The 25028-nt window shown below is 69.5% G+C and carries 22 protein-coding genes and 1 pseudogene; 3 read left to right on the top strand and 20 right to left on the bottom strand.

Annotated elements, in window-relative coordinates:
* Window positions 1–63: 63 nt before the first annotated feature.
* From ACWGKS_RS01830 to ACWGKS_RS01770, 13 genes and pseudogenes are all read right to left on the bottom strand, one after another.
* A complete protein-coding gene (locus ACWGKS_RS01830) occupies window positions 64–810 on the bottom strand; it encodes a YebC/PmpR family DNA-binding transcriptional regulator (protein WP_358507481.1) in 747 nt (248 codons plus the stop codon).
* Entirely contained in the window at window positions 807–1415 is a 609-nt protein-coding gene (gene pdxT, locus ACWGKS_RS01825; protein WP_452455936.1) for a pyridoxal 5'-phosphate synthase glutaminase subunit PdxT, read from the bottom strand. The genes ACWGKS_RS01830 and pdxT overlap by 4 nt, the downstream gene beginning before the upstream one ends.
* A 109-nt stretch (window positions 1416–1524) precedes the next feature.
* Entirely contained in the window at window positions 1525–2436 is a 912-nt protein-coding gene (pdxS, locus tag ACWGKS_RS01820; RefSeq protein ID WP_358507478.1) for a pyridoxal 5'-phosphate synthase lyase subunit PdxS, read from the bottom strand.
* Window positions 2437–2668: 232 nt separating this feature from the next.
* Window positions 2669–3184, bottom strand: coding sequence for a hypothetical protein (locus tag ACWGKS_RS01815; protein WP_358507476.1), 516 nt, complete (start codon window positions 3182–3184; stop codon window positions 2669–2671).
* 17 nt (window positions 3185–3201) lie between these two features.
* Window positions 3202–4398 carry a glycosyltransferase family 4 protein gene (locus ACWGKS_RS01810; RefSeq protein ID WP_358507474.1) on the bottom strand — a complete coding sequence of 399 codons (1197 nt, stop codon included), beginning with the start codon at window positions 4396–4398 and terminating at the stop codon, window positions 3202–3204.
* Window positions 4391–5290: a phosphatidylinositol mannoside acyltransferase gene (locus ACWGKS_RS01805; RefSeq protein WP_358507472.1), complete on the bottom strand. Its 900-nt coding sequence runs from the start codon at window positions 5288–5290 to the stop codon at window positions 4391–4393. The genes ACWGKS_RS01810 and ACWGKS_RS01805 overlap by 8 nt, the downstream gene beginning before the upstream one ends.
* Before the next feature lie 55 nt (window positions 5291–5345).
* Complete coding sequence (gene pgsA / locus ACWGKS_RS01800; RefSeq protein WP_358507627.1) at window positions 5346–5981, bottom strand: phosphatidylinositol phosphate synthase; 636 nt, start codon at window positions 5979–5981, stop codon at window positions 5346–5348.
* Between the two features lie 135 nt (window positions 5982–6116).
* Window positions 6117–6686 (bottom strand): HIT family protein, encoded by a 570-nt coding sequence (locus ACWGKS_RS01795; RefSeq protein ID WP_358507470.1) that lies wholly within the window; start codon window positions 6684–6686, stop codon window positions 6117–6119.
* A gap of 121 nt (window positions 6687–6807) precedes the next feature.
* Window positions 6808–8505 carry a DUF885 domain-containing protein gene (locus ACWGKS_RS01790; RefSeq protein ID WP_358507468.1) on the bottom strand — a complete coding sequence of 566 codons (1698 nt, stop codon included), beginning with the start codon at window positions 8503–8505 and terminating at the stop codon, window positions 6808–6810.
* A gap of 88 nt (window positions 8506–8593) precedes the next feature.
* Window positions 8594–9191 (bottom strand): annotated as a pseudogene (locus ACWGKS_RS01785) (GTP-binding protein).
* A 34-nt stretch (window positions 9192–9225) separates the two neighbouring features.
* Complete coding sequence (locus tag ACWGKS_RS01780; protein WP_223809137.1) at window positions 9226–9642, bottom strand: DUF742 domain-containing protein; 417 nt, start codon at window positions 9640–9642, stop codon at window positions 9226–9228.
* Between the two features lie 98 nt (window positions 9643–9740).
* Entirely contained in the window at window positions 9741–10142 is a 402-nt protein-coding gene (locus ACWGKS_RS01775; protein ID WP_067600806.1) for a roadblock/LC7 domain-containing protein, read from the bottom strand.
* 232 nt (window positions 10143–10374) lie between these two features.
* Complete coding sequence (locus ACWGKS_RS01770; RefSeq protein WP_358507625.1) at window positions 10375–13611, bottom strand: sensor histidine kinase; 3237 nt, start codon at window positions 13609–13611, stop codon at window positions 10375–10377.
* Between the two features lie 642 nt (window positions 13612–14253).
* On the opposite strand from ACWGKS_RS01770, the gene ACWGKS_RS01765 reads away from it, so the two are divergent.
* On the top strand, window positions 14254–15378 hold the full coding sequence (locus ACWGKS_RS01765) for a D-alanyl-D-alanine carboxypeptidase family protein (protein WP_452521486.1): 1125 nt from the start codon (window positions 14254–14256) through the stop codon (window positions 15376–15378).
* An 8-nt stretch (window positions 15379–15386) separates the two neighbouring features.
* Here the strand turns inward: ACWGKS_RS01765 and ACWGKS_RS01760 are convergent, their stop codons facing one another.
* The 7 genes from ACWGKS_RS01760 to ACWGKS_RS01730 form a co-directional block, all read right to left on the bottom strand.
* A complete protein-coding gene (locus ACWGKS_RS01760; protein WP_452521484.1) occupies window positions 15387–16052 on the bottom strand; it encodes a hypothetical protein in 666 nt (221 codons plus the stop codon).
* Window positions 16053–16140: 88 nt separating this feature from the next.
* On the bottom strand, window positions 16141–16365 hold the full coding sequence (locus tag ACWGKS_RS01755) for a hypothetical protein (RefSeq protein ID WP_452521482.1): 225 nt from the start codon (window positions 16363–16365) through the stop codon (window positions 16141–16143).
* Window positions 16366–16493: 128 nt separating this feature from the next.
* Window positions 16494–17525, bottom strand: coding sequence for a LacI family DNA-binding transcriptional regulator (locus ACWGKS_RS01750; RefSeq protein WP_452521480.1), 1032 nt, complete (start codon window positions 17523–17525; stop codon window positions 16494–16496).
* Window positions 17526–17669: 144 nt separating this feature from the next.
* Window positions 17670–19064 (bottom strand): GH1 family beta-glucosidase, encoded by a 1395-nt coding sequence (locus ACWGKS_RS01745; RefSeq protein WP_358507459.1) that lies wholly within the window; start codon window positions 19062–19064, stop codon window positions 17670–17672.
* A 189-nt stretch (window positions 19065–19253) separates the two neighbouring features.
* A complete protein-coding gene (locus tag ACWGKS_RS01740; protein ID WP_358515882.1) occupies window positions 19254–20123 on the bottom strand; it encodes a MetQ/NlpA family ABC transporter substrate-binding protein in 870 nt (289 codons plus the stop codon).
* A 71-nt stretch (window positions 20124–20194) separates the two neighbouring features.
* Window positions 20195–20920: a methionine ABC transporter permease gene (locus ACWGKS_RS01735; RefSeq protein WP_452455934.1), complete on the bottom strand. Its 726-nt coding sequence runs from the start codon at window positions 20918–20920 to the stop codon at window positions 20195–20197.
* Window positions 20917–21873: a methionine ABC transporter ATP-binding protein gene (locus tag ACWGKS_RS01730; RefSeq protein WP_358515888.1), complete on the bottom strand. Its 957-nt coding sequence runs from the start codon at window positions 21871–21873 to the stop codon at window positions 20917–20919. Before ACWGKS_RS01730 ends, ACWGKS_RS01735 begins: the two co-directional genes overlap by 4 nt.
* A 619-nt stretch (window positions 21874–22492) precedes the next feature.
* Between ACWGKS_RS01730 and ACWGKS_RS01725 the strand changes: the two genes are divergently transcribed.
* Window positions 22493–23542 (top strand): coiled-coil domain-containing protein, encoded by a 1050-nt coding sequence (locus ACWGKS_RS01725; RefSeq protein WP_358515879.1) that lies wholly within the window; start codon window positions 22493–22495, stop codon window positions 23540–23542.
* Window positions 23543–24066: 524 nt separating this feature from the next.
* On the top strand, window positions 24067–25023 hold the full coding sequence (locus ACWGKS_RS01720) for a DUF3558 domain-containing protein (protein WP_358515876.1): 957 nt from the start codon (window positions 24067–24069) through the stop codon (window positions 25021–25023).
* Window positions 25024–25028 lie beyond the last annotated feature (5 nt).

Genomic DNA, 25028 nt, shown 5'->3' with positions numbered 1-25028 from the left:
GCGGGAACACCTGTGGCCGCACCCCGGGGTGCGGCCACAGGTGCTGAGGAGGAAGGGCGAACCCTAGAGCTCGGCCAGGACCTCGTCGGGGATGTTCGCGTTGGTGAAGACGTTCTGCACGTCGTCGGAGTCCTCCAGGACGTCCACGACCCGCAGGACCTTCTTGGCGGTCTCGGCGTCGACCGGGACCTCCATGGTCGGCAGGAAGCTGGAGTCGGCCGAGTCGTAGTCGATGCCGGCCTCCTGCAGCGCCGTGCGGACCGGGACCAGGTCGGTGGCCTCGCAGATGATCTCGAAGGACTCACCGAGGTCCTCGACCTCTTCGGCGCCGGCCTCCAGGACCGCCAGGGTCACGTCGTCCTCGGTGGTGCCCTCCTTGGGCACGAGCACGACACCCTTACGGTTGAACAGGTACGACACCGAACCGGCATCGGCCATGTTGCCACCGTTGCGGGTGACCGCCACGCGCACCTCGGAGGCGGCGCGGTTGCGGTTGTCGGTCAGACACTCGACGAGCAGTGCGACACCACCGGGGGCGTAGCCCTCGTACATGATGGTCTGCCACTCGGCGCCACCGGCCTCCTCACCGGAGCCGCGCTTGCGGGCGCGCTCGATGTTGTCGGCGGGCACCGAGTTCTTCTTCGCCTTCTGGATGGCGTCGTAGAGCGTCGGGTTCCCTTCGGTGTCCCCACCACCGGTACGCGCGGCCACCTCGATGTTCTTGATCAGCTTCGCAAAGAGTTTGCTCCGCTTGGCATCGATGACGGCTTTCTTGTGTTTGGTGGTGGCCCACTTGGAGTGGCCGCTCATGCGTGTCCTTTCACGATGTCGACGAAGAGGCGGTGAATGCGCGCGTCGCCGGTGAGTTCGGGGTGGAAGGACGTCGCCATCAGGCCGCCCTTTTGTACGGCGACGATCCTACCGGCCTCGTCCGGGCCGGTTACTCTCCCGAGGATCGTGACCTCCGGCCCGACCCTCTCCACCCACGGGGCGCGGATGAAGATCGCGTCGAAGGGGTCCTCGCCGATCCCGTCCACGTGCACGCGAGCCTCGAACGATTCGGTCTGGCGGCCGAAGGCGTTGCGGCGCACGGTCATGTCGATCCCGCCGACCGTTCGCTGGTCGTGGGTACCACCGAGGATCTCGTCGGCGAGCATGATCATGCCGGCGCAGGTCCCGTAGGCGGGCATGCCCGCCTCGACGCGTTCGCGCAACGGCTCCATGAGCCCGTAGCGCAGTGCCAGTTTGGACATGGTCGTGGACTCGCCGCCGGGCAGGATCAGCCCGTCCACGGTGTCCAGCCGTTCGGGCGAGAGCACCTTCACCGCGTGCACGCCCAGGGAGCGCAGGACGGCGATGTGCTCGGCGACGTCACCCTGTAGGGCGAGGACTCCGATGGTGGGTGCGGCGCTCAAGTGCGGTTCCTTCTCGGCCGATGGAGAGGGGCGGTGGGAGCCGGAGTGGCGACGGGGGCGGCGGGGCCTCCGTGGGCCCCGCCGCCCCCGTTCGTTCTCGGGTGCGTCCCTACCAGCCTCGACCGGCGTAACGCTGTGAGTCGGGCTGCTCTTCCAGGTTGATGCCGACCATGGCCTCGCCCAGGCCTCGCGAGACACGAGCGATCACGGCGGGGTCCTCGTAGTGCAGGGTGGCCTGCACGATGGCGTCGGCCCGCTTGGCCGGGTCACCGGACTTGAAGATGCCCGAGCCCACGAAGACGCTCTCGGCGCCCAGCTGCCGCATGAGGGCGGCGTCGGCGGGGGTGGCCACACCACCGGCGGAGAACAGCGGCACCGGCAGCTTGCCGAGTCGCGCGACCTCCTTGACCACCTCGTAGGGGGCGCGCAGCTCCTTGGCGGCGCCGAACAGCTCGGCCTCGTCCAAGGTGCCCAGGCGCTTGATCTCGCCCCTGATGGAGCGCATGTGGCGGGTGGCCTCGACGACGTTGCCGGTACCGGCCTCGCCCTTGGAACGGATCATCGCGGCGCCCTCGGAGATGCGGCGCAGGGCCTCGCCGAGATTGGTCGCACCGCACACGAAGGGGACGGTGAACGCCCACTTGTCGATGTGGTGGGCCTCGTCGGCGGGGGTGAGGACCTCGGACTCGTCGACGAAGTCCACGCCGAGGGACTCCAGCACCTGGGCCTCGACGAAGTGGCCGATGCGGACCTTGGCCATCACGGGGATGGAGACCGCCTCGACGATGCCGTCGATCATGTCGGGGTCGGACATGCGGGCCACGCCGCCGTCCCTGCGGATGTCGGCGGGGACGCGTTCCAGGGCCATGACCGCCACGGCACCGGCGTCCTCCGCGATCCTCGCCTGCTCGGGGGTGACGACGTCCATGATGACGCCGTTCTTGAGCTGCTCGGCCATCCCGCGCTTGACGCGCTGGGTGCCGACGGCGTTCTCGGCGTTGTTCGTTGCGTTCTCGGCCACGGTGATGGGCTCCCGTTGTCGTTTTCCGGTTAGGGGCTCGGCCCCTACGTGCGGGCCTCGGTGCACCCTGGGCCCGCGGCTCACCGGCGCACGCGCGAAGGTCACGCGGACACCGTCGGCGCCGCGCACCCTGGGTCGACCAGGCCACCATCCTAGTCAGGCCCCTTTCGGGACTTTTGGCCAGATGGTCGATTGTCGCGAATCGTGCACTCCACGGTGGAACACGACGGGTTCAGCGGGGCCCCGGGGCGGCGGCTCCGGGCGTCTGGTCGTCCATCTCGAAGAACTCGGGCAGGGCGGCGGTGCCGGCCAGACGCAGGAGCCGGACCAGGCGGGAACGTCGTGCGCGACGGGTGTCGCCGACCGCGTCGTTGTGGAAGACGCGGGCGAGGTGGACCCCGCGCGCGGCGACCCGCACCTCCTGGAGCTCCGGGGCGGTGGTGATGTCGGTGCGTGTGTCCAGGGTTTCGCGCAGGGTCGCCGACAGCGCGCTCTCGGCCAGCTCACGGTGGTCGTCGGCGCGGCGTGCCCGGTTGGCGGCCTCGGCGAGCCCGATCGACGCCTCGGAGGTCAGGTGACCGGAGGCGGCGAGGTCGAGGACGGCCGCGGCCCGGCGCAGCAGGGCGGCGTCCAGCGCCGCTCGCGCGGTCTCCACGCGATGGTGGAGCCGGTCCAACCGGGTGGCCCGCCAGGACAGGTAGAAGCCGGCCAGTACCAGGACCAGCAGGACGGCGGCCACCGTGCCCACGAAGGAGGCGTCACCGATCAGGGCCGCTCACCCCGGCGGTACGAGACGGCGGTCAGGGGCCTGTTTCCGGCCAGGACCGTCTCGTACACGTGGGCGATGTCGGCGGCGACGGCGTCCCAGTCATAGGCGCGCACGGCGGCGCGGGCCGCCCGGGAGAGTTCCGCGCGCCGGTCGGGGGCGTCGAGCAGGGCGGCGGCACGTTCGGCCAGGTGTTCGGCGTCGCCGGCCCGGAAGAGCTCCCCGGCCTCGCCTCCGTTCAGGACCGCGTCGAAGGCCGGGATGTCGCTGGCGACGATGGCGGCGCCCGCTGCCATCGCCTCGGTGAGGACGATGCCGAAGCTCTCCCCGCCCAGGTTGGGCGCGCAGAAGACGTCGGCGCAATGGTAGGCGCGGACCTTGTCGGCGTCGTCGAGTCGACCGAGCAGGACCACACGTTCGCGCAGATCGTCGGGGACACCGGACAGGTCGGGGTGACCCGGTCCTGCGACGAGCAGCCGAAGACCCGGCCGGTGCGGGGCCAGGCGGGTGAAGGCCTCCAGCAGCACGCCCAAGCCCTTGCGGGGTTCGTCCAGGCGGCCGAGGAAACCGATGGAGCCGCCCTCGCCGGGCCATCCGGGGAGCGGGTCGGCGTGCGCGAAACGACGCACCGACACCCCGTTGGGGATCAGTACGGCGTCACCGCCCACGTGTTCGACGAGGGTGCGTCGCGCGGCCTCGGACACGGCGATGCGCGCGTTGACCTTCTCCATGGCCGAACGCAGGGCGGTGGAGGTGGCCGACATCGCCCGGGAGCGCGGGTTGGAGGTGTGGAAGGTGGCGACGATGGGACCGTCCGTCGACCAACAGGCCAGCAGGGAGAGGCTGGGCGCGGCCGGTTCGTGGACGTGCACGAGGTCGAAGTCCCCCTCGGCGATCCAACGGCGCACAAGCGTGGAGGCCCGGGGGCCGAAGCGGACGCGGGCCACCGAGCCGTTGTAGCGAACGGGCACGGGACGCCCCGCCGAGACGAGGTGGGCCGGGGTCGGGTGTTCGGGGTCGCCCACGGGGGCCAGGACGGACACGTGGTGGCCCATCCCGATGAGCGCCTCGGCGAGGTCGCCCACGTGCTGTTGGACCCCGCCGGGAACGTCCCAGGAGTAGGGACAGACGATGCCCACCCGTCGCCCACCACCACCCTCAACGGACTCCTCCGGCGCGGTCGTGGCCCTACCCATGGTCCGCCTCGTGGTCGGAGCTGAAGACCGGCTGCAGCATGTGCCAGTCCTCGGGGTGTTCGGCGATGGCGCCCTCGAACACCCGGGCCAGTGCCTGGGTGGTCTCCTGTACCCGTTGGGCTCGGGTGGGCGCCTCGACGACGGGGATCTCCTCGTGTACACGGATGTTCCAGTACGGGCCGTCGTACCAGAGGGAGACCGGCATCAGGGCGGCGCCGGTGTTCAGGGCCAGGGCCGCCGGACCGGAGGGCATGCGCGCCTTCTCCCCGAAGAAGTCCACCTCCGGGCCGTTTCCGTGGATGTCGCGGTCGGCGAGCAGGCACACCAGGCCGCCCTCGCGCAGGCGCCGGGCGAGCACGCCCACGGTGTTGGCGCCACCTCCGGTGAGCGGCAGCACCTCCATGCCCAGGGACTCGCGGTAGGAGGTGAAGCGCCGGTAGAGGCTCTCCGGACTCAGCCGCTGGGCGACGGTGGTCAGCGGGGTGCCGCGGGCCGCGATCCAGGCGCCGGCGTGGTCCCAGTTGCCCATGTGCGGTAGGGCGGCGACCACTCCCCTGCCGGAGCGGATGTGCTCCTCCAGAACCTCCACACCGCTCTGTCGGGTGTGGGAGAGGATGTGGTCGCGCCCCATGGCGGGCAGGCGGAAGAGCTCGTAGTAGTAGCGCATGTAGGAGCGCATACCGGCCTTGGACAGGGCCCTGAGCCGGACGGTGGGGGCATCGGGGCCCATCAGCCGGCGCAGGTTGCGTTCCAGTCCCCTGGTGCCGCCGTCGTGGGTGCGCCAGGAGCGGTCGGCGATCCGGCGGAACACCGCCCGCCCCACGCTCTCCGGTGAGCGGCGGACCAGTGACCACCCGGCCGCGTAGGCCAGGTCGGCCATGCGTTCGTCCACGTCGCGCTTCCTCGTCCCGCTGCTTCTTCGTCGTTACGGTGCCCGGCCGTGTGGCTCAGACGTCGTTGTCGGTCTTGTGGTCGGCGTCCTCACCCTGCTCTTGGGCGAAGTCGGGGTCGTTGAGACGGGCGCGCGTCTCGATGAGCCGTTGGAGGATGGTGATGAGGCTCATCCCGGCCAGGAGCCACAGGCCGCCGGCGAGGATGTAGGGCACCCCGAGCGCGCTCACGCCGACCGCGATCAGGATGATGACCAGCCGTTCGGTGCGTTCGGCGACACCGACGTCGCAGTTGACGCCCAGACCCTCCGCGCGCGCCTTGATGTAGGACACCATGAACCCGCTGATCAGGCAGAACAGCGTGAGTCCCGCGAGCAGCGGGTCGTCGCCCTCACCGACGAACCACCACATGAGTCCGGCCAGGATGGCGGCGTCGGCGATCCGGTCGAGGCTGGAGTCCAGGAAGGCCCCGAAGGCGCTGGCACTGTCCCTGGCCCGGGCCACCGCCCCGTCGAGCATGTCAAAGAGCGCGAAGACGGTGATGACCACCGACCCCGCGTAGAGCTGGCCGCGGGGATAGAAGTAGAGGGCGCTGATGACGACACCCGCGGCGCCGACGATCGTGACGATGTTGGGGGTCAGGCCGATCCGGGCCAGGCTCCGGCCGAGCGGAGCGGTGACCCGGGAGATCATGGGGCGAAGGATTCTCAGCATGTCTTCTTGTGATCGTAGGACGGGAACGGTCATGGGGGTGGGAGCCGCTGTCCGCTGGGGGTGGCGCGTCACCGGGACGGCGGTCTCACGGCTCGGGCCCGGGACCGATCGGGCTCACCCTCGCGGCCAGTGCTCGGTCAGGCGGGTCCGGGTCTGCTCCAACATCTCGGGCAGGATCCCGGTGTCGCCGATCACCTGCATGAAGTTGGTGTCGCCACCCCATCGGGGCACGACGTGCTGGTGGAGATGGGCGGCGATCCCGGCTCCGGCCACCGTACCGAGGTTCAGGCCGACGTTGAAGCCCTGCGGTCGGTGGGAGTCGGTGAGCGCTCGGATGCCCGCCTGCGTGAGGGAGGCGATCTCGGCCGTCTCGGTCTCATCCAACGCGGTGTAGTCGGAGACGTGACGGTAGGGGCAGACCAGCAGGTGGCCGCTGGTGTAGGGGTAGATGTTGAGGACCACGTAGGCGGTCTCGCCGCGCGCCACGACCAGGCCCTCGACGTCGGTCACCTCGGGGGCCCGACAGAACGGGCAACCGTCCTCGGCCCGCGGGCCGGTGGGCTTGCCCTCGCCCTTGATGTAGGCCATGCGGTGCGGGGTCCAGAGCCGTTCCCGACCGTCGGGGACGCCGGTCCCCACCCCGGTCGGGGTCGCGTTGTCGGGCTCGTCGTCGGCGCCGCGCATGACTCGTCCGTCCCCTCGATGACCGTTTTCTTGCGTCTCGTCCCAGCATAGAAGCGTGGTGGAGCGCCCGTGTCGTGGGCCACGGGCGCTCCGATGACCGCGCGGTGAACGAACCCGCCGCTCAGAGCCCCAGTAGGGCTCGCAGGTGACGCGGGGGCGGGGCCCCGTGGGAGAGCATCGCGTCGTGGCGTTCTCGCTCCGACGCCCCGGGCCGGGCGATCTTCAGGTCGTGGGCGATGTCGGCGACCTCCGCCTGACCGACGTAGTAGGTGGACAGCTGCGCGCTGGTGAGTTCGGCCCGGCGCCACTTGCCGCGGGCCTCACCCTCCTCCTGGTGGCCGCGCTCGACCATCAGGGCGATCGCCTCGGCCTCGGTGATGTCCTTGGTGTGCACTCGAACGTCCAGGATGGCGTTGAGGATCATGCGCAGTCGCATCTTGAGCTGGACCAGGCGCAGCGCCAGGTTCTCCCTGCGGGAGGCCTCGTCGGTTCCATCGGTCCAACCGTGCCCGGCCAGGACCGACTCGGCGTGCACCGCCCACCCCTCGACGAAGGTGCCGCTCCACAGGACCCGTCCCACCCGGGTGGAACCATCGTGGCGGGCGGCGTGGGCCAGCTGGAGGGCGTGCCCCGGCAGCGCCTCATGGGCCATCAGGTTGCGCAGCAGCATCCCGTTGTACTCGCGGAAGAACGACTCCCGCTGTTCGCGGGGCCAGTCCGCGGGCGGCGGGGCGACCGCGACCAGGGTGGGCAGTTCGGCCATGCGGGGGTCCAACGGGCCGGGCGGCTCGCAGTAGGCCACGGCCACCCCACGGCGTGACTCGGGCATCGGCACCACCCGCACCGGGTCGTCGTGCACGGTGACCAGGTCGAGTTCGCGCACCCGCTCGTTCAGGTGCGCCAGGGCCCGTTCGGCGATGGGTCGGACCGTGTCCGCGTCGGTGGCGTTCTCCCGGGCCAGGGCGGCCAGGACCTCGGTCGCCTGCCCCCGATGTCGGGGGCGGCCCTCGTACTCGGCGGCGACCTCCGCCAATTCCTCCTCCGTGGCGATGAGGTCGCTCTCGGCGCGCACGCGCAGGGCCTCGGGTGAGAGTTCGGAGTCCAGGGTGTACCAGAGCCGAGCGGCGAAGACCCGCTCCCCCAGACGGGGATCGGCGGTGGCGAACTCGTTCTCCGCCCGCAGCCACGAGGTGTACTCGTCCACGGCCGCCAGAGCCGCCTCACGGGATCCCTCCAACCGGGAGGGCGGGGCGGACGCGGTCGCGGCGAGTACCGGAAGTGTGTCGGTGAGCAGCGTGCGGGCGCCGGCCAATTGGGCCAACGCGGTCTCCGCGTGCGCACGCGGGATACCCGGCCCCTCCGAGAGTCGCTCACGGGCGGTGGCCAGGTGGTCGGGAAGGGCCGCGCAGCGGGCGGCCAAGGCCTCCAGGCGCTCCGGCAACGGCAGGGAGTCGCGTTCGAGGAGGACGTGCAGGGCCTCGCCCGGCGCGTAGGTCAGGGGATCCCAGGTGTGCGGCCGCAGTTCGGTGGTGTGCCAGAGATCGGCCGACACGCGTGAACGCAGGACCTCCAGGTCGACCGAGTCCTCGGTCGGCAACAGGTCCTGGTCGATCTCGTCGAGGGAACCGAGTGCGTCGGTGAGGGTCGCCACACGGCGCGTGTCGGCCTCGACCGTGTGATCGGTCAACCGGTGGGCGCCACGGACGTCGCCGAGGTCCAACGCCCATTCGGGCGCGTCCTCCAGCAACGCGTCGAGCACCCGCTCGGCGACCTCACGGAACCGTCGGGTCATCGCGGCGGCGTCGGAGGAAGAGCTCATCCGGCCATGATGCCGGCACGGACGCCCGGTTCCCGTCAGACGGGAACCGGGCCGTGCTTGTGCGGGACCCCGGCCCGGGAGGTTCCGGTCACCGCCAGGAGTTCTGACCCCCGGTGGAGGTGGGCTGTTGCCCTGCGGCGCCCTCGGGGTCCCCCACCGTGATGGCGTGCTCGACGAGGGTGATGAGCGTCGACTTCGTGGAGCCCTTGTCACGGGCGTCCACCTGGACGATGGGGATCTCCGGGCTGAGCGTGAGCGCGTCCCGGACCTCGTCCGCGGCGTGGGGGGTAGTAGCCGTCGAACCCGTTGATCGCGACGATGAAGGGCAAACGCGCCTCCTCGAAGTAGTCGATCGCGGGGAAGCAGTCCGCCAGCCGGCGGGTGTCCACCAGCACGACGGCACCGATGGCGCCCTTGACCAGGTCGTCCCACATGAACCAGAACCGGTGCTGTCCGGGGGTGCCGAACAGGTACAGGATCAGGTCCGAGTCGAGGGATACACGACCGAAGTCCATGGCGACGGTGGTGGTCTGCTTGTCCGGCGTCTTGGCGAGGTCGTCCACACCGACGCTGGCGCTGGTCATGACCGCCTCGGTCGTCAGCGGCACGATCTCGGAGACAGAGCCGACGAATGTCGTCTTCCCGACACCGAAGCCCCCGGCGACGACGATCTTGACCGACGTCATCGCGTTCCCCCCAGCACCGCCTTCCTCGGCTGGGCTAGAGCTTGCGAAGTCCACTGAGCACCCTTTCAAGCAGGTTGGTGTTGGGGCGAGCTTCGTTGTTGAGCGAAGACCTGATCTGGACCAGTCCCTGCTCGGACATGTCCGCCACAAGCACCCGCGCCACGCCGAGAGGCATCCGCAACAACGCGGAGATCTCCGCGACGGAACGCCATTCCCGGCACAGGTCACTGATCGCCTGCCATTCAGGCGTCAGCATGCCCGACTCGTTCCGGGCCGCCTCCGTGGCCGAGATCAGCGCTTCCAGTGGAAGCTGAGACTTCGGCTTGGTACGGCCCTTGGTGACCGCGTACGGACGCACCAGCGAACTGGGCGCGCTGCTCGACGCGGGTCGTTGGTCATACGGTTGTTGGATTGGTCGAGGAACATCTCCGCCGCCCGGCACGGCCGGCATCCCTCCCGTGGGGGGATGGCCCGGCTGTTGACCGAACCACGAGGCGCTCCCGGCATCTCTACTGTGAGGTGCCACCACTTCCTCCTGTCGGTGGTGGATCAGTGGATTCCCGAGGTACGCGCCGTTGGTGTCAGCGCCCTCCCGGCCCGCTCTACGAGCAGGGTCATCTCGTACGCGACCAGACCGAGGTCGCTCTCGGCCGCCGCGAGGACCGCGAGGCAGGAGCCGTCGCTGATGGCCATGATGAGCATCAGCCCCCGCTCCATCTCCACGACGGTCTGGGCGACCGCTCCACCCTCGAACACCCGGGACGCTCCCTGCGTCAGGCTGGACAGGCCGGAGGCGATGGCCGCCAGCTGGTCCGCCCTGTCGGTGGGGAAGCCCGAGGATGACGCCAACGGAAGGCCGTCCGAGGAGACGACGATCGCGTGGGCGACATCGGGTACCCGGTCGGCAAAGTCAGTGATCAACCAGTTGAGTTCATTGACCTGTCGACTCATCTGATCTCCTGTCCAAGTTCGCCGGCTGGTCTTTTGGCACTGCTACCGCCGGCACGGCATGTGACAGCACTGCCTCTGCGAACTGCCCGGCCCCTCCCGTGGGGGAAGCCGGGAGTCTGGTGTTGTGTTCTCGTCAAGTGACGGGTGTGGTGCGTCCGAGAAGCTCGATAGATGCTATTGCATCCTGCTTCCCGGAATAAGAGGGACCCCGTCCCACCACTGGCCACGTGAGTCACTCCTCCGCCGGATTGTCGCCAAGTCGGGTACGCCCGTCCCGGACGCCCTTCTGCAGGCCCGTGAAGCGGTTGCGGACTCGGTCCGCGCTTCGTGTGGGCATCTGCTTGAAGTTCTCCGGCTTGGGTGCAGTCCCTGGGACAAGGTTTGCCTTGGGAACTCGTTTTGGCAAGCCCGAGGTGGTCAGACCACCCGCGAGCGGCTCGGCGGCGGTACGCGCGGCCTTCCAACCACGGTCCGCGGCGGAGTTCCAGTCCTGGTCGGGACCCTGGGCCGGTTCGGCCCGCGGGGCCTGTTCGGCGCGCGGAGCGACCTCGCCGGCCGTGGGACGGCCCTCCGCAGGCGGGACCTGCGGGATCGGACCGGTCTCGGTGGCGTCCACGGTGGGTCCACCACTGCGACGCTTGAACCAGTTGGACTCGATCGCGTCGAAGATCGGCAGCGAGTCGGAGCCTTCACCGGCGGGCGTGGGGGGAACAACGGTGTTGTTCGGTCCCTGAGCCCCACCATAGCGGCGCGAGAGGTAGGCGGTGGAGCCGTAACCCTCACGGCTGTCACCGATACCGCTGCGGCGACCACCGGTCTCGTTGGGGTCGGCCTGGGCCGGCTGCTGCGACTGCTCCGGACCGGCCGGCGCGGGATCCCAGGCGGAGACCGCGGGGAACGACTCGGTGCTGGCCTCGTCGTACCGACCCGCGCCCCGGCCGGAGCCGGTGTCGAACGCACTCGTGCGGTGGGTCCCGGTGTCCGTGGGAGCGGCCTCGGTACGGCCACCGAACGCGTCGTAGGAGTCGGTCTCCCGCCGCTCGGCCTCGGTGGGCCGACGGAAGGCGCCGGTGTCGGCACTCGGTCGACGGAAGGCACCGGTGTCCGGTGCGGAGAACGATCCGGTGTCGGTGTTGCGCGGCGCCGGGTCGAAGAGGCTGCGACCGGTCTGTTCCGGCTTCGGCTCGTCCTCTTCCGGCGTGTCGTAGGGGTCCACCACGGAGCCGACGTTGTCGCCGAAGGCGCCGTTGGTGGGGGAGATCCCCTCGGCCCGCTTGGGTGCTTCCCAGACCGAACCGGTGTCACCGCTCTTGTCGGTGTTCCACAGGTCCTGTCCGCTCGGCGGGTGCTCCTCGTCGCGGGTACCCGCGCCGGGCGTGCGCTTGGGCAGGCCGCCCAGCTCGCCCGGGGAGAGACCCGCGCCGTCCTGGTTCTCCCAGGGGTCGCCGGGCTCCTGCGCCGCCGGGGTGGCCGCGAAGGCCGCCTGGGCGTCGGCGAAGGTGTCGGGCGTTCCCGCGGAGAGCTCGGGACGGGCGTCGGGGCCGCCCAGGGCGTGCTGACCGTCGACCGGGGTGATGAGGAGGTCCGGCGGGAAGGTCACGACCGCGGTGGTGCCGCCGCCGTGCGCCTCCTTCAGGCTCATCTTGATGCCGTGGCGGTGCGCCAGGCGCGAGACCACGAACAGACCCATGCGGCGCGAGACCGCGACGTCGATGACCGGCGGGGCCGCCAGTCGGGCGTTGACCCCCGCCAGGTCCTCGGGCGCCATGCCGATGCCGCTGTCGGTGACGTCGACCTGGACGGCTCCGCTGTCCAGGTTCTTGGCGCTGACGAGCACCTCGGTGTCGTGCGGGGAGAACGCGGTGGCGTTCTCCACCAGCTCGGCGACGAGGTGGATGACGTCGTTGACCGGACGGCCCAGGACCGAGATGTGGGAAGGGGCGCGCACGTTGACGCGCTCGTACTGCTCGACCTCGGAGACGGCGCCACGGAGGACGTCGACCAGCGGGACGGGCTGAGCCCACTTACGGGTGTTGTCCTGGCCGGACAGAACCAGGAGGTTCTCGTTGTTACGACGCATACGCGTCGCGAGGTGGTCCAGCTGGAAGAGGTCGGACAGGCGGTCGGAGTCCTGTTCGGACTGCTCCAGACCGTCGATCAGACGCAGCTGCCGTTCCACCAGGGTCTGGCTTCGACGCGAGAGGTTGACGAACATCGCGTTGACGTTGCTGCGCAGCGCGGCCTCGTCGGAGGCCAGTGTCAGGGCGACGCGGTGAACGTCGTCGAAGGCACGGGCCACCTCGCCGATCTCGTCGTGGGTGTCGACCTCGATGGGCGTCACCTTGACGGTGTCGGGGACCGCTCCGGCCTCCTGCATCCGGTTGATCGCGTCCGGCAGGTCGCGTTCGGCGACTCGACGGGCGCCGTCCTCCAGGATGCGCAGTGGGCGCACCAGGGAGCGGACCACCAGCGAGGTCAGGATGAAGACGGCCAGGAGCACGCCGGCGACGATGACGAGGTCCATGATCGTACGCAGCAGGGCTGTGCCGCGCAGGTCGTTGGCGTCCTCGGCGATGCCCTCGGCAAGGCCGGTCTCGACCAGCTGGAGACGTTCCAGGGCGACGTCGGCGATGGCCTTGTAGTCCTCGGGACCGTCGTTGGCGGTCACACCGGTGAGGTCGTCCCCGCGCTCGGCGCGGTACATGACGCGCATGCGCATGGTGGAGACCTGGCTGACCTCCAGACCGGTGAAGTTCTCGTCGAAGATCGCGCGCTGGTTCGGGTTGGCCGCCTGAACGAAGTTGGAGATCTCGTTCTCGTAGCGGGCCCGGCTGGAGTCGATGGCCTCGGAGATACCGCCGGTCATCGAGTTCCGCGCCAGGGAGTGACCCATGAGCGCCGTCTCGTAGGAGAGCTGGTCTCGCGCGTTCGACAGCGCGGTGAGGGCGCGGACGCTCTCTCGCAGGTCGGTGTCGTTGGTCTCGTCCGCGATCGTCTGGTTGAAGTCCGCGAGGGACCGGACGATGGTGCGGTACTTGGTGACCACCGGAAGGACCGTGATGCGGGTCTCGTCCACCTCGGTGCGCAGGGCTTCGAGAGTGGCGAGCTGACTGCGCATCGTGGAGAGCCGGCCTTGGGCCAGGTCCCCGTCCATCTCGCCCATGTCGTCCAGGCGAGCGGTCAGTGTGCTCTGGAGGTCGCGGGAGGAGTCCCGCTCTTCGTCCAGTTCCTGACGGAGGGAGTCCGAACGATTGCTCGGGTCCGCACTGTCGGAGATGTAGACCGCGCTGGCCGTGCGCTCACGGCCCAGTTGGTTGGCCAACTCCACGATGAGGACGCCGACCTCGGCTCTGTCCTCGATGTGCGCGTGGGTGACGGTCGAGACCGAGGCCTCGTAAACCCTCAGACCACCGAGCGCGAGCGCCACGGCGGTGGGAATGACGATGAGGGCCACCAGTCGGGAGCGCACCCGCCAGTTACGTGGCCGCCACCAATTGGCTCTGCGCCGGGGCTTGGCATCGGCGCTGTCGGCCTGCGCGGCCTCGCTCTGCGCGCCGGCCCCGTTTTTCGTCGCTCGTGTCGACACGGACCCTCGCAACCTTTCGTGTCACCGCCTCGAACGGCTGTTGAACCCAGGGGTTGGACCGCTCCGGACCGGAAAATCGGTTGAGACCACGTGGTCCACCAGATAGAGAAAACGGTGGGAGTGTGGGGAGATGTGAAGACTGTCCGCCGGACTCGCCTGGGAGGAGAGGAGCCGCGCACCTAGAAACTTCGAGGTGCGCGTGCGGTGGATAGCGTATCAATGGGCGCGAAGCACTCGCTTCGGTCGTTTGGTGCCGATCCGCAAGATCATCATCGTTCACCCAGGGACATAATGCCCCCTACGTCCACATTATGACCAATCACCCAGGTCAGACGGGGAGACCGAAACCACCTCAGACATTGAGGTAACTATTTGGACACACCCCCACTCCATTACCAAGAGCGACGACTCGTGACATCCTGACAGGACACATATGCAGGTCCGGGGGAGTTTTCGGGAATGCGCACCACACGACGCTCAAATGCGAACACTCAGAGTGATGCTTCTGGCACTCTGGGCTCTACTATGGAATCGGATCGGGCCGGCACACTCGAACATATTTCGGTCATAGGCCTGCTCCCGTTGAGCGTCACCCTGCTGTGCGCGCTCTCCCTCGCCTCCCCCGCCGTGGCCGAGCCCGCCGACGAGCTCCGGACGCTGCGCGTCGAACTCGCCACCGCCCGATCGGAGGTGGCCACCCTCCGAGACGAGGCCACGGAGAAGATCGACCTCTACAGGGAGGAGGCCGGGCGGCTGGAGGAGGCCACCGAAACACGAAGGGCCGCCGACCGACGTTCGCGAACCGCGGCGGAGCGCCACGACGACCGACGCCTGGGCGCCGCCCGCCAGGCCGCCGGCGCCTACAAGGGGGCCGACCTGAGCATCACCCGCGCCTGGGCCGGCCCCGAAGGTCCCGTGGGGCTCCTGGAACGCGGCGCCTACCTCACCCTCCTGGGCGAGCACCGCTCCGCCGACGTGAGCCGGTCGGAGGCCGCCAAGGTCGCCGCCACCACTCTGGCCGAGGCCGCCGGTACCGCTGAGGAGGAACAGGCCGAGGCGACCGACGCCGCCGACGAGGCCCGCAAGGAGGCCGAGGAGGCGATCGAGAGGCAGGAGGAGCGCGCTCGGGATCTACTCGAACAGCAGACGGAGCTGGAGGAGGCCCTGGCCGCGTCCGACGACGGGCGGGGCTCGGGCGAGAAGGGGCGCCGTGACGGGACCCCGCCGGCCCGCGAGGGCGCCTGCGATCCCGGCGACACCACCGGGCCGGCGAACGGTCATGTCCCGGACACGATGCTGTGCCCGCTCCCCCAGACCGGGGAGAGCCTGCGCTCCGACGCAGCGGAGGCCTTCATCGAACTGGACGGCGCCTACCGGTCCGAGTTCGGCCGCCCGATGTGCGTGACCGACTCCTACCGGCCCTACCACGAGCAGGTGCGACTCTTCGAGGAGATGCTGCCCGGCATGGCGGCCCACCCCGGGACCAGCGCGCACGGGATGGGCATGGCCGTGGACCTGTGCGGGGGCGTCAACGAACCCGAGACCGTCGAGCATCGCTGGATGCTCGAACACGCCCCCGAGCACGGATGGGACAACCCCGACTGGGCGCGCGGTGGGTTCGAGCCCTGGCATTGGGAGTACACGCCCTGACCCCTCGGTCAGACCTGGGAGCCGACCCTGACCTCGAAGGTGCCGAGCTCGCCCACGTCGACGAACAGCTCGTCGTCGACCTCCAGAGCCGGTGTGACGACGGTGAGCAGCGCCCGCACCCGACCGGGACCATGGGCGAGCCCCTCGTCCTCCAGGTCGACCAGGCCGCGGCCGTTCTCCTCGTCCTCCACCGAGGTGGCGATCTCCACCGTGCCACCGACGATCTCGTCGGCGGTGGTCAGGACCGGGCCCAACATCAGTTGCACCGCGTCCCCGGTGGCGTCCAGCCACAGGCACGCGGGCGTGTAGGCCAAGGCCTCGCCCCGGCCCACGGTGAGCGCGGCCACGCCGACACAGGCGGTGCGGGCCTCGGAGAGCACGGCGTCGTCGACGCCGCGCACCATCTCAGGGTGGATCTCCAGCTCGCGGTCGCCGATCCGGACCGGGACCAGGGAGGTGGGCGCGACCGGGGCGCACATTCGCGTCTCCGGTTCCACGATGATCTCGATGGCGTGCTCCACGGCGCGCTCGTGTGCGGCCTCCAGGACCGCCGGACCGCCTTCCAACAGCCGGTCCAGGGCGCCCTCGTCGGGGCTGCCCATCACGTCGCCGTCGTCGAGCGCGCCCACTCGGGTACCGCCGCCGCTCGGCGACAGATAGGTGACCCAACGCAATGCGCCCACTCCCCCGTGCTGGTCAGGCTCCTCGCGAGGTCGGTCCCCGCGGTCGTCCATCCCACGCGGCCATGGTCCCACCGCGCCCTCAGGTGGCGACCACCGGGCCGTGTTCCTTGCCGGTCCCGGCGCAGCCCCGACAGGGCTCGTCGATCCGCGACCAGACGATCACACCGCTGAGCTCCCGATACGGCCGTTCCGGCCGCCACCATCCGGTGCCACGGCAGTACCGGCATTCCAGCCCGTCCCGATCGCACCAACCGCACTCGGCGATGGCGCATCGGGCGTGGGTGGGCTCCCCCGTAGAATCCATGCGCTCCCACCGTCCCGAAACCTGGACCAGCCTCGCACAGGCCGGACCGGCGAGTCCAGAGGGACGAAAGGGACGAAAGTCCGGGTCAGCGGCGTTGTCGGGGTTCTCGTACCGATCCGGACCCCGGTTCAGGCCGACTCGCGAACCACCAGGTGGGTCTCCAGCGTGACCCGTTCGGAGTCGGCGGCACGTGGGATGGCCACGTCCACGAGGAGTCGGGCCATCTCCTGACCCATCTGGACGGTGGGTTGGTGGACCGTGGTCAGCGCCGGGGTGCTGTGCTGGGCCATGATGCTGTCGTCGAACCCGACCAGGGCCACGTCCTCGGGCACGCTCAGGCCGCGCTCGCGCAGGGTACGGATGGCGCCGATGGCCATCATGTCCGAGGCCACGAACAGGGCGTCCGGGTTCCCGCCCTGGTCGAGCATCTCCGCCATGGCCACTGCCCCACCGTCGACGCTGAAGTCGCCCTGCGCCACCAGGTTCGGGTCGACCTCACGGCCACTCTCGGCCATGGCCTCCCGGAAGCCCCGCAGACGGCTGATGCCGGCGTTCATGTCCTGGGGGCCGGTGATGGTCCCCACGCGTTCGTGTCCGGTCTCCAGCAGCCGGCGCGTGGCCATACGCCCGCCCTCCACGTTGTCGATGTCCACGAAGAAGCGCGCGGGCACCGCCTCGGAGTAGGGCCGGCCTCCGTGCACGACCGGCACTCCGGAGTCGGCCAGCCGAGAGGTGAGGGGGTCGTCCCGGTGCAGGGAGACGAGCATGGCGCCGTCCACGTGCGAGCCGCTGAGGTACTCGCCCACCCGCTTGTGCTCGGCGTCGCCCCGGGCGGTGGTGAGCATCAACTGCAGGTCGCGTTCGTGCAGCACCGAACTCACGCCGCGGATGATGTCGGCGAAGAACGGGTCTTCGAACAGTCGGTCCCTGGACTCCGAGACGACCAACGCGACCATGTCGGTGCGTCGGGTGACCAGGGTGCGCGCGGCATGGTTGGGGCTGTAGCCCAGTTCCGAGATCGCGTCGTGGACCGCCTCGCGGGTACGAGGGCTGACCTGTGAGGATCCGTTGATCACCCGGGATACGGTCCCCCGGCCGACCCCGGCCCGCTGCGCCACCATTTCCAGGGTCGGTCGCTGTCGACCGCCGCTCTTGGCCACTTCGAGGCTCCTTGCGCGTTCTCTACCGATCCGACCGGACCTTCCGGACGGCGGGCGTGGACGGGTTCGGTCCCGTGCCCGGGGCCGAACCCGTCCCGGAGCGCGTGGGGTGCCCCGGAGGGACACCCCACGAACTCTCGTGGTTCACCGTGTGGGGAACCTCCCGGTCCTGGCCAGTTCGGCGTACCAGTGGCCCGTGTCCTTGACGATGCGCTCCTGCGTCTCGTAGTTCACGTGCACGATGCCGAATCGGCGGGAGTACCCCCACGCCCATTCGAAATTATCCAGTAGGGACCACGCGAAGTAGCCGCGCAGGGGGATCCCGGCGTGGATCGCCTCCTTGGCGGCCCGCAGGTGACCCTCGTAGTAGTCGGTGCGATCCACGTCGTGGACGGCGCCGTCGACCACGGTGTCCTCGAAGGCGCAGCCGTTCTCGGTCACGTACAGGTCGATGCCGCCGCTGTCGCCCGCCAGTCGTTGGAGGACGTCGAACAGGCCGCTGGGGTCGATCTCCCATCCCATGTGGGTGACGGGCAGCCCCTGGGAGACGTGCACCTCCTCGGGGTCGGCGCCCAGCCAGGCCTCGCCCTCGCCGCTGACCAGGGCCGGGTCGAGGCCCTTGGCCGAACCCGCGACGAACTCGGGCGAGTAGTAGTTGACCCCCAGGAAGTCCAGGGGGGCGGAGATGGTGGCCAGGTCCCCCTCCTTGACGAAGGAGAAGTCGCTGATGTCGGCGAGGTCCTCCAGGACGTCCGCCGGGTAGGCGCCCTTGAACAGGGGGTCGGTGAAGATGCGGTTGCGCACGCCGTCGGCCCGTCGGGCGGCCCGGGTGTCGGCGGCGTTGGCCCCGTGCGGTCGGATGACCGCCTGGTTGTGGGCCAGGCCCACGGTGGCCGGGTGACCCGTGGAGCGGATCGCCTCGACCGCCAGGCCGTGGCCGAGGAGCAGGTGGTGGGTGGCGGCCAGGGCCTTCTCCGCGTCCCGGTGTCCGGGGGCGTGGTGGCCGTTGTGGTAGCCCAGGAAGGCCGAGCACCAGGGTTCGTTGATGGTCATCCAGTGGGAGACCCGGTCGCCGAGGGCGTCGGCGACGACCTTGGCGTAGTCGGCGAAGCGCAACGCGGTGTCACGTTCGGGCCAGCCGCCCGCGTCCTCCAAGGGCTGGGGCAGGTCCCAGTGGTAAAGCGTGGCCCAGGGCTGGATGCCGGCTTCGAGGAGACCGTCGACGAGGCGGTCGTAGAAGTCGATGCCCGCCTGGTTCACCTTGCCACCGCCCTCGGGCAGGATCCTCGGCCAGGCGACGGAGAAGCGGTAGGAGCCGAGGTTGAGGCGCTTCATGAGCGCGATGTCCTCGGTGTAACGGTTGTAGTGGTCGTCCGCGGGGTCACCGGTGTCCCCGTTGAGCACCTTGCCCGGGGTCTCGGCGAAGGTGTCCCAGATACTGCGGCCTCGGCCGTCGGCGGTGGTGGCGCCCTCGATCTGGAAAGAGGCGGTGGCCGCCCCCCAGAGGAAGCCCTCGGGGAAATCGTTCGGGTTACTCACTGCTTTGTTACGCACCTTCCATGACGAGCGAAATCAGCTTGGGAGCGCTCCCATAACGGAAGCAGAAGCCACGGGTCAAGTCAACTCGCCAGTAGGCCCCCGAAACCCAACCGTTACCGACATGGCTCGGGCGTCGAAGGCGGATCCGCCTTCGACGCCCGAACACGAGACCTCTGGTCCCCTGGTCCCCTAGTCTTCGTCGTCGTCCCGCATCCCGCCCATGGGGATGACCACGCCCTGCCAGCGCTCCTCCATGAAGTCGCTCACCTCCGGGCTGTGCAGCAGCTCGTCGAGCCGCTCGATCTCCTCGGACTCGGCGTCCTCCGTGCGTACCACCAGACCGTTGCCGTACACACTGCCCTCGGTCTCCTCCCAGGCCATCACGTTCGCGTTCTCGGCCAGGTCGGCCTCCAGCGCGTAGTTGCCGTTGACCACGGCCGCGTCCAGGTCCTCCAGGGAACGCGGCAGCTGCGCGGCCTCCACCGGGGTGAGGGTGATGTCGAGCGGGTTCTCCTCGATGTCGGACTCCGCCGCGTTGTCCCCGGCGCCCTCGGACAGGGTGATCACGTCGTTCGCATCGAGCAGGTTCAGCGCCCGGCCCATGTTGGACACGTCGTTGGGCACCCCGATCTCCGCGCCCTCGGGGAGCTCCTCCAGGTCGGAGAACTCCTGCGAGTACAGACCGAAGGCCTCCAGGTGCACGTTGCTCACGTACTCCAGGTCGGCGTCGGTGTTGCCCTGTTGGTACTCCTCCAGGAACGGGACCGTCTGGTAGTAGTTCGCGTCCAGCTCTCCCTCGACGAGGGCGGCGTTGGGCTGGTTGTAGTCGGTGTACTCGACCACCTCGATGGCCAGGCCCGCGTCGGCCGCCAGCTCATCGTTCACGAACTCCAGGATCTCCGCGTGCGGCATCGGTGTGGCCCCCACCTTCAGGGTCACCACGTCGTCGTCGCCACCACCCTCGTCGGCCCGCTCACTCGGGCTCCCGCACCCCGCCAGCAGCACGGTCGCGGCGCCGAACACCGCGGCGCCCCGCAGTACGTTCGCTCTCCTGGTCATGGTTGTCTCCTTGCCGTTGGTACCGGACGACTCGGGGGGAATCACGGGGGGGCGGGATCGAGAGGGACGCGTCAGCGCCTGGACAGTCGGCGCACCAACAGGTCGCCCAGGCTCTGCGCGACCTGCACGATCACCACGAGCAGGATCACGGTCGCCCACAGGTAGTGGTCGTTGAAGCGCTGGTAGCCCTCACGAATGGCGAGGTCTCCCAGACCGCCTCCGCCGATGGCGCCGGCCATCGCCGAGTAGGAGATGAGCGTGACCACGGTCATCACCAGGCCGGCGATGAGCCCGGGCATGGCCTCGGGCAGCAGCACCTTGCCCACGATGGTGAACTTGCGCGTGCCCATGGCGTGCGCGGCCTCGACGACGCCCCGATCCACCTCGCGCAGCGCGGTCTCCACCAGGCGCGCGAAGAACGGGATGGCGCCGATGCTGAGCGGCACGATGGCGGCAGTCGGGCCGAGCGTGGTGCCCACCAGGAAGCGGGTCAGCGTCAGCACCGCCACCATCAACACGATGAACGGCAGCGAACGGCCGATGTTGACGATGGCGCTGAGCACCGCGCGCGCGGCCGGGGCCGGGATGAGGCCGCCCTTGTCGGTGGCCACGAGCAGCACGCCGAGGGGCAGACCGAACAGGACGCTGAAGACCGTGGCCCACCACACCATGTAGACGGTGTCCATGGTTCCCAGCCACAGGCTCGGCCACATGTTCGGCCAGTCCCGGACGAAGTCGGTGATCGCGGTCACCGCGTTGCCCTCCTGGGCCAGGTAGAGGATCTCGTTGGTGATCACTTTCCGGCCTCCTCGACCAGCAGGCCGTTCTCGGACAGGTAGGTCAGTGCCTCACGACGACGGCTTCCACGCATGTCGACGCTGAGCCGGCCCACGGACTGACCGGCGACCTGCTCCACACCGCCACCGAGGATGTTGACGTCCACGTCGAACCGACGGGTCAGTTCGGACATGAACGGTTCGTCGAAGGAGCGCGGGTAGGTGATGAACACCGTCTCCGGCCCCCCGTGCTCCGGCAGCGGGAACAGCGAACGCGCCAGCAGCGAACCGGGGGTCCCGATCAGGTCCAGGACCCGGCCGGACTCACGGAACTCGCCGTCCTCCATGATCGCGGCGGAGTCACAGATCCGCTTGATCACGTCCATCTCGTGCGTGATGAGCAGGATGGTCAGGCCGAGTTCGTCGCGCAGTCGGCGCAGCAGCGCGAGGATGGACTCGGTGGTGACCGGGTCCAGGGCGGAGGTCGCCTCGTCGCTCAGCAACACCTTGGGGTCGGAGGCCAGGGCGCGGGCGATGCCCACGCGCTGCTTCTGGCCGCCGGAGAGCTGGGAGGGGTAGGCGCGGGCCTTGTCGCCCAAGCCGACCAGTTCCAGGAGTTCACCGACCCGGGTGGCGCGCGCGGCGCGGGACATCCCCGTGACCTCCAGCGGGAAGCCGACGTTGCCGGCGACCGTACGCGAGGAGAGCAGGGCGAAGTGCTGGTGCACCATGCCGATGTGGCGTCGGGCCTCGCGCAGGCGGGCGCCGCGCAGCGAGGTGAGTTCCTCGTCCCCGACGCGGACGGTGCCACCGTCTGGGCGTTCCAGGAGGTTCACCGAGCGCAGGAGGGTGCTCTTACCCGCACCGCTTTGGCCCACGACCCCGTAGATCTCGCCGGACTCGACGTGCAGATCGACCCCCTTCAGGGCTTCGATCCGACGTTTCTTCAACCTGTAGGTCTTGTGGAGACCCACTGCGTCAATCACGGTTTTCCCATCGACGTCTGGCGGTGGTGTCACGGCTCCCACGCGCGTGGGGGCGCGGAAGGAGACCGGACTCAGCGTGGGGGTCGACGCCCGCATCCGAGCGTACGAAGCGCGCGGTGGGCGAGCGGCGGCGACGCGCCGGAGCGGCGGTCGGAGGGCGCGGTGGCGCCGAACGGGGCGGGTTCTCGCCCTCGGACTCAGGAACGACGGGACGGACGACAGCGACCACCGGGCAGAGGTACGCACCGCCGGGTGGTGTCCGCCAAGGTGACGGGGGTCGTTTCGTAGTGTTCAGGAGCCATCACGGCACCAACTCAACCATCTCGGATGCCTCGATTCGGCAAAATTCTTGACCCGAATATGGTTATTTAGACCACACCTACGGCTTTGTTGGGGGATGTGATCACCTCGTCCCTCCCGAAGACCCGTGAGAATGCTTAGACTCATTACCGTCCCGTGACCTTTCCCCCTTCGAGCGGGGTGAGTGCGGCGCGGCCCGCGAAGACGACGTGCCCCGCGCCCCGTCCGGGAAAGACGAGCATCTGCGTCCACAGCGTCCCCGTGCCCGCTATGGGGTCCGTGTGTGGGCACGAGGAGCGACCACACCTTGCAGTCAGACGATCCGAGCCGAGTGGCCGACCACGCCGACTTCTGGGCGCCCGATCCTCCCGTCCGCACCTGGCGGGAGCTGATCGCCGACTGCGCGCGCCCGTTTCCGACGGTCGTGCGCACGAACCCGACCCCGGGCCGCACCGCGGCGGTGGTCCTGTCGCTGTTGGCAGCCCTCGCCCTGCCCGCGCCCGCCTTGGCCGCGCCGGTCCCCCGGGACAACGAGGACATGGGCACCCTGGAATCGCGCGCCGAGACCCTCACCGAGGAGTACAACGGCGAACTCCGGGACATGGAGAACGTGATGGAGGAGGCCGACCGCGCCCAGTCGCGCGCCGACTCCACCCGCGAGGACGTGGAGGCCGCCCGTGGGCAGGTCCGTTCCCTGGCGGTGGCGACCTACACCAGCGGCGGAATCGACCCCTCCATGTCGCTGTTCGTCGAGGCCGAGCCCGACGAGGTCATCGAGCGCGCGGTCGTCATCGACTACCTGTCCACCAGCAACCAGGACAAGATCGACCAGCTGGACCAGGCCCTGTCCCGGGACGAGGTCGCCCAAGAGAACGCCGAGGATCGCTTGGCCGAGGCCGAGGCCGACATGGACGAGCTGGAGGATCGTCGCATGGACGTCCGCCGGCTCATCGCCGACCACCCGGAGCAGCCCATGCGACCGCCGGACAACATCACTCCGCGCACCGAGCAGATGCGCGACCTGGGCATCGAGATCTTCGGGCGCGGGTCGGAAGTGGGCGGTGTCGGCTGCTACCGCGCGGTGGGCGGCTGGGTCGTGGGTGAGCACCCCAAGGGCCGGGCCTGCGACTTCATGGTGGACGGCAACGGTTCCATGCCCCCGGAGGACCAGGTCGAGCGCGGTTGGGACATCGCGAACTGGGCCCGGGACAACGCCGACGACCTCGGGGTCATGTACGTGATCTACCGCCAGCAGATCTGGGACGTGCGTCGAGGCGACACCGACTGGCGCCCGATGTCGGACCGCGGCAGCATCACCGAGAACCACTTCGACCACGTGCACATCTCGATGTTCTGATCCCCGGCGGGTGCGGCGAACACGACTTCCCCGCACCCGTCCTCTCGGGACCAAGGGCCGGAAAGGACGGCCCCTTTACCGGTGAAACGACTCGAAAAACCACACAGGATAATCACGATCAAGTCACGCCAAGGGTGACGTGTGGCTCGACCGGAACGAATCGATGACGATTCGCCCCGTTACCCCTGGCCCGCTACGCCGCTCCCCTTAAGGTCACGGTTAGGATGCTTGTCGTCCCGACCCCCGGTCGCCGTGGCCCGTCCCCTCGGCATCATCTCGGCGGTCGGAAAGAACCCCGCGCGCAGTCGGGGCATCCACTCACGACACGGGGAATTCCCGCTCCTCGCCGTACCGCACTCGCCCGCGGACCGGCGTTGGTCCCGGGCTCTCCTCCCCCACGGTCTCCCGTGCCGTCACCCACCCGGCGATCCGCCGGCGGCCGTCACGGGAAACTCGTGAGAACCCACCAATGGGCACACGCGTCCCAGAGAACACGGCCAACACTTCACCGGGCGAGGGGAGCCATGAGCGAAAACGGACCTTACAACCAGCCTCCGCAGAACCCCTATGGGGGCGGCACCGGCGGGCAGCCTGGCTACGGCCAGGGCCCCTACCAGGGCGGCCCCGGTCAGGACCAGGGCATGTACGCGGGTGGCCAGCCGCCCTACGGTGGCCCCGGCGGTCCGGGTGGACCCGGCGGATACCCCCCGCCCCCGCCGCCCCAGAGCGGTGGTGGCGGCGGCAAGGCCGGCCTTTGGGTGGTCATCGGCGGCGGCGCGATCATCGTGGTGCTCGTCATCGCCGTGATCGTCATGCTCGTCACGCGTGACACCGGCGGCGAGGAGATCGCCACCGGTCCCGACACCACCCAGGGCACCGAGGAGACCGACGAGCCGGTCGACGACGACACCGAGGAGCCCGACTCCGGCGGCGGTGACGGGCCCGCCGGGGAGCCGCCCTACGCGCTGCCCATCGAGCCCTGCGACGCCATCACCGAGCAGGTCTCCACGGACTTCATCCTGCGGGACGACCCCAGCAAGAGCGTCTCCGACAACCGCGCCAGCTGCACCGCCACGGGTGACGCCCCCGAGGGCAACCCGGAGCGCGCCTACAGCAGCCTCTGGTTGGAGTACGCCACGCCCTACGCCGGCAGCGACTCCGTCGAGGGCGCCTCGTCGGACTACCAGGACTCCCTCGCCAACTACACCGGTGGTAGCGACTACTACCCGGAGGAGAACCTGGAGGAGGAGAAGGAGATCGACGGTCTCGGCGATGAGGCGCACCTCATCATCACCGAGAACATCATCCTCGACGACCCCGCCCCCACGGCGATCATGCTGGTCCGTTCGGCCAACATGAACATCGAGATCACCTACCAGGTCTCGGACTTCGAGGGCTCCGACCTGACGATGGTCGACGACGTCGAGGCCCTGCTCACCAACTCCGCCGAAGAGGCGATCGCCCTGCTCGGCGCCGAGTAGGAAAT

The organism is Nocardiopsis sp. NPDC055879 (genome assembly GCF_053615935.1).
This window is presented reverse-complemented; position numbering and strand designations above follow the sequence as displayed.

Bases quoted from the DNA above. Each gene is read 5' to 3' on its own strand.
- ACWGKS_RS01830 (WP_358507481.1), bottom strand. From the start codon at position 810: ATGAGCGGCCACTCCAAGTGGGCCACCACCAAACACAAGAAAGCCGTC.
- ACWGKS_RS01810 (WP_358507474.1), bottom strand. From the start codon at position 4,398: ATGGGTAGGGCCACGACCGCGCCGGAGGAGTCCGTTGAGGGTGGTGGT.
- pgsA (WP_358507627.1), bottom strand. From the start codon at position 5,981: ATGATCTCCCGGGTCACCGCTCCGCTCGGCCGGAGCCTGGCCCGGATC.
- ACWGKS_RS01795 (WP_358507470.1), bottom strand. From the start codon at position 6,686: ATGCGCGGCGCCGACGACGAGCCCGACAACGCGACCCCGACCGGGGTG.
- ACWGKS_RS01790 (WP_358507468.1), bottom strand. From the start codon at position 8,505: ATGAGCTCTTCCTCCGACGCCGCCGCGATGACCCGACGGTTCCGTGAG.
- ACWGKS_RS01780 (WP_223809137.1), bottom strand. From the start codon at position 9,642: ATGCCGGCCGTGCCGGGCGGCGGAGATGTTCCTCGACCAATCCAACAA.
- ACWGKS_RS01775 (WP_067600806.1), bottom strand. From the start codon at position 10,142: ATGAGTCGACAGGTCAATGAACTCAACTGGTTGATCACTGACTTTGCC.
- ACWGKS_RS01765 (WP_452521486.1), top strand. From the start codon at position 14,254: ATGGAATCGGATCGGGCCGGCACACTCGAACATATTTCGGTCATAGGC.
- ACWGKS_RS01755 (WP_452521482.1), bottom strand. From the start codon at position 16,365: ATGGATTCTACGGGGGAGCCCACCCACGCCCGATGCGCCATCGCCGAG.
- ACWGKS_RS01740 (WP_358515882.1), bottom strand. From the start codon at position 20,123: ATGACCAGGAGAGCGAACGTACTGCGGGGCGCCGCGGTGTTCGGCGCC.
- ACWGKS_RS01720 (WP_358515876.1), top strand. From the start codon at position 24,067: ATGAGCGAAAACGGACCTTACAACCAGCCTCCGCAGAACCCCTATGGG.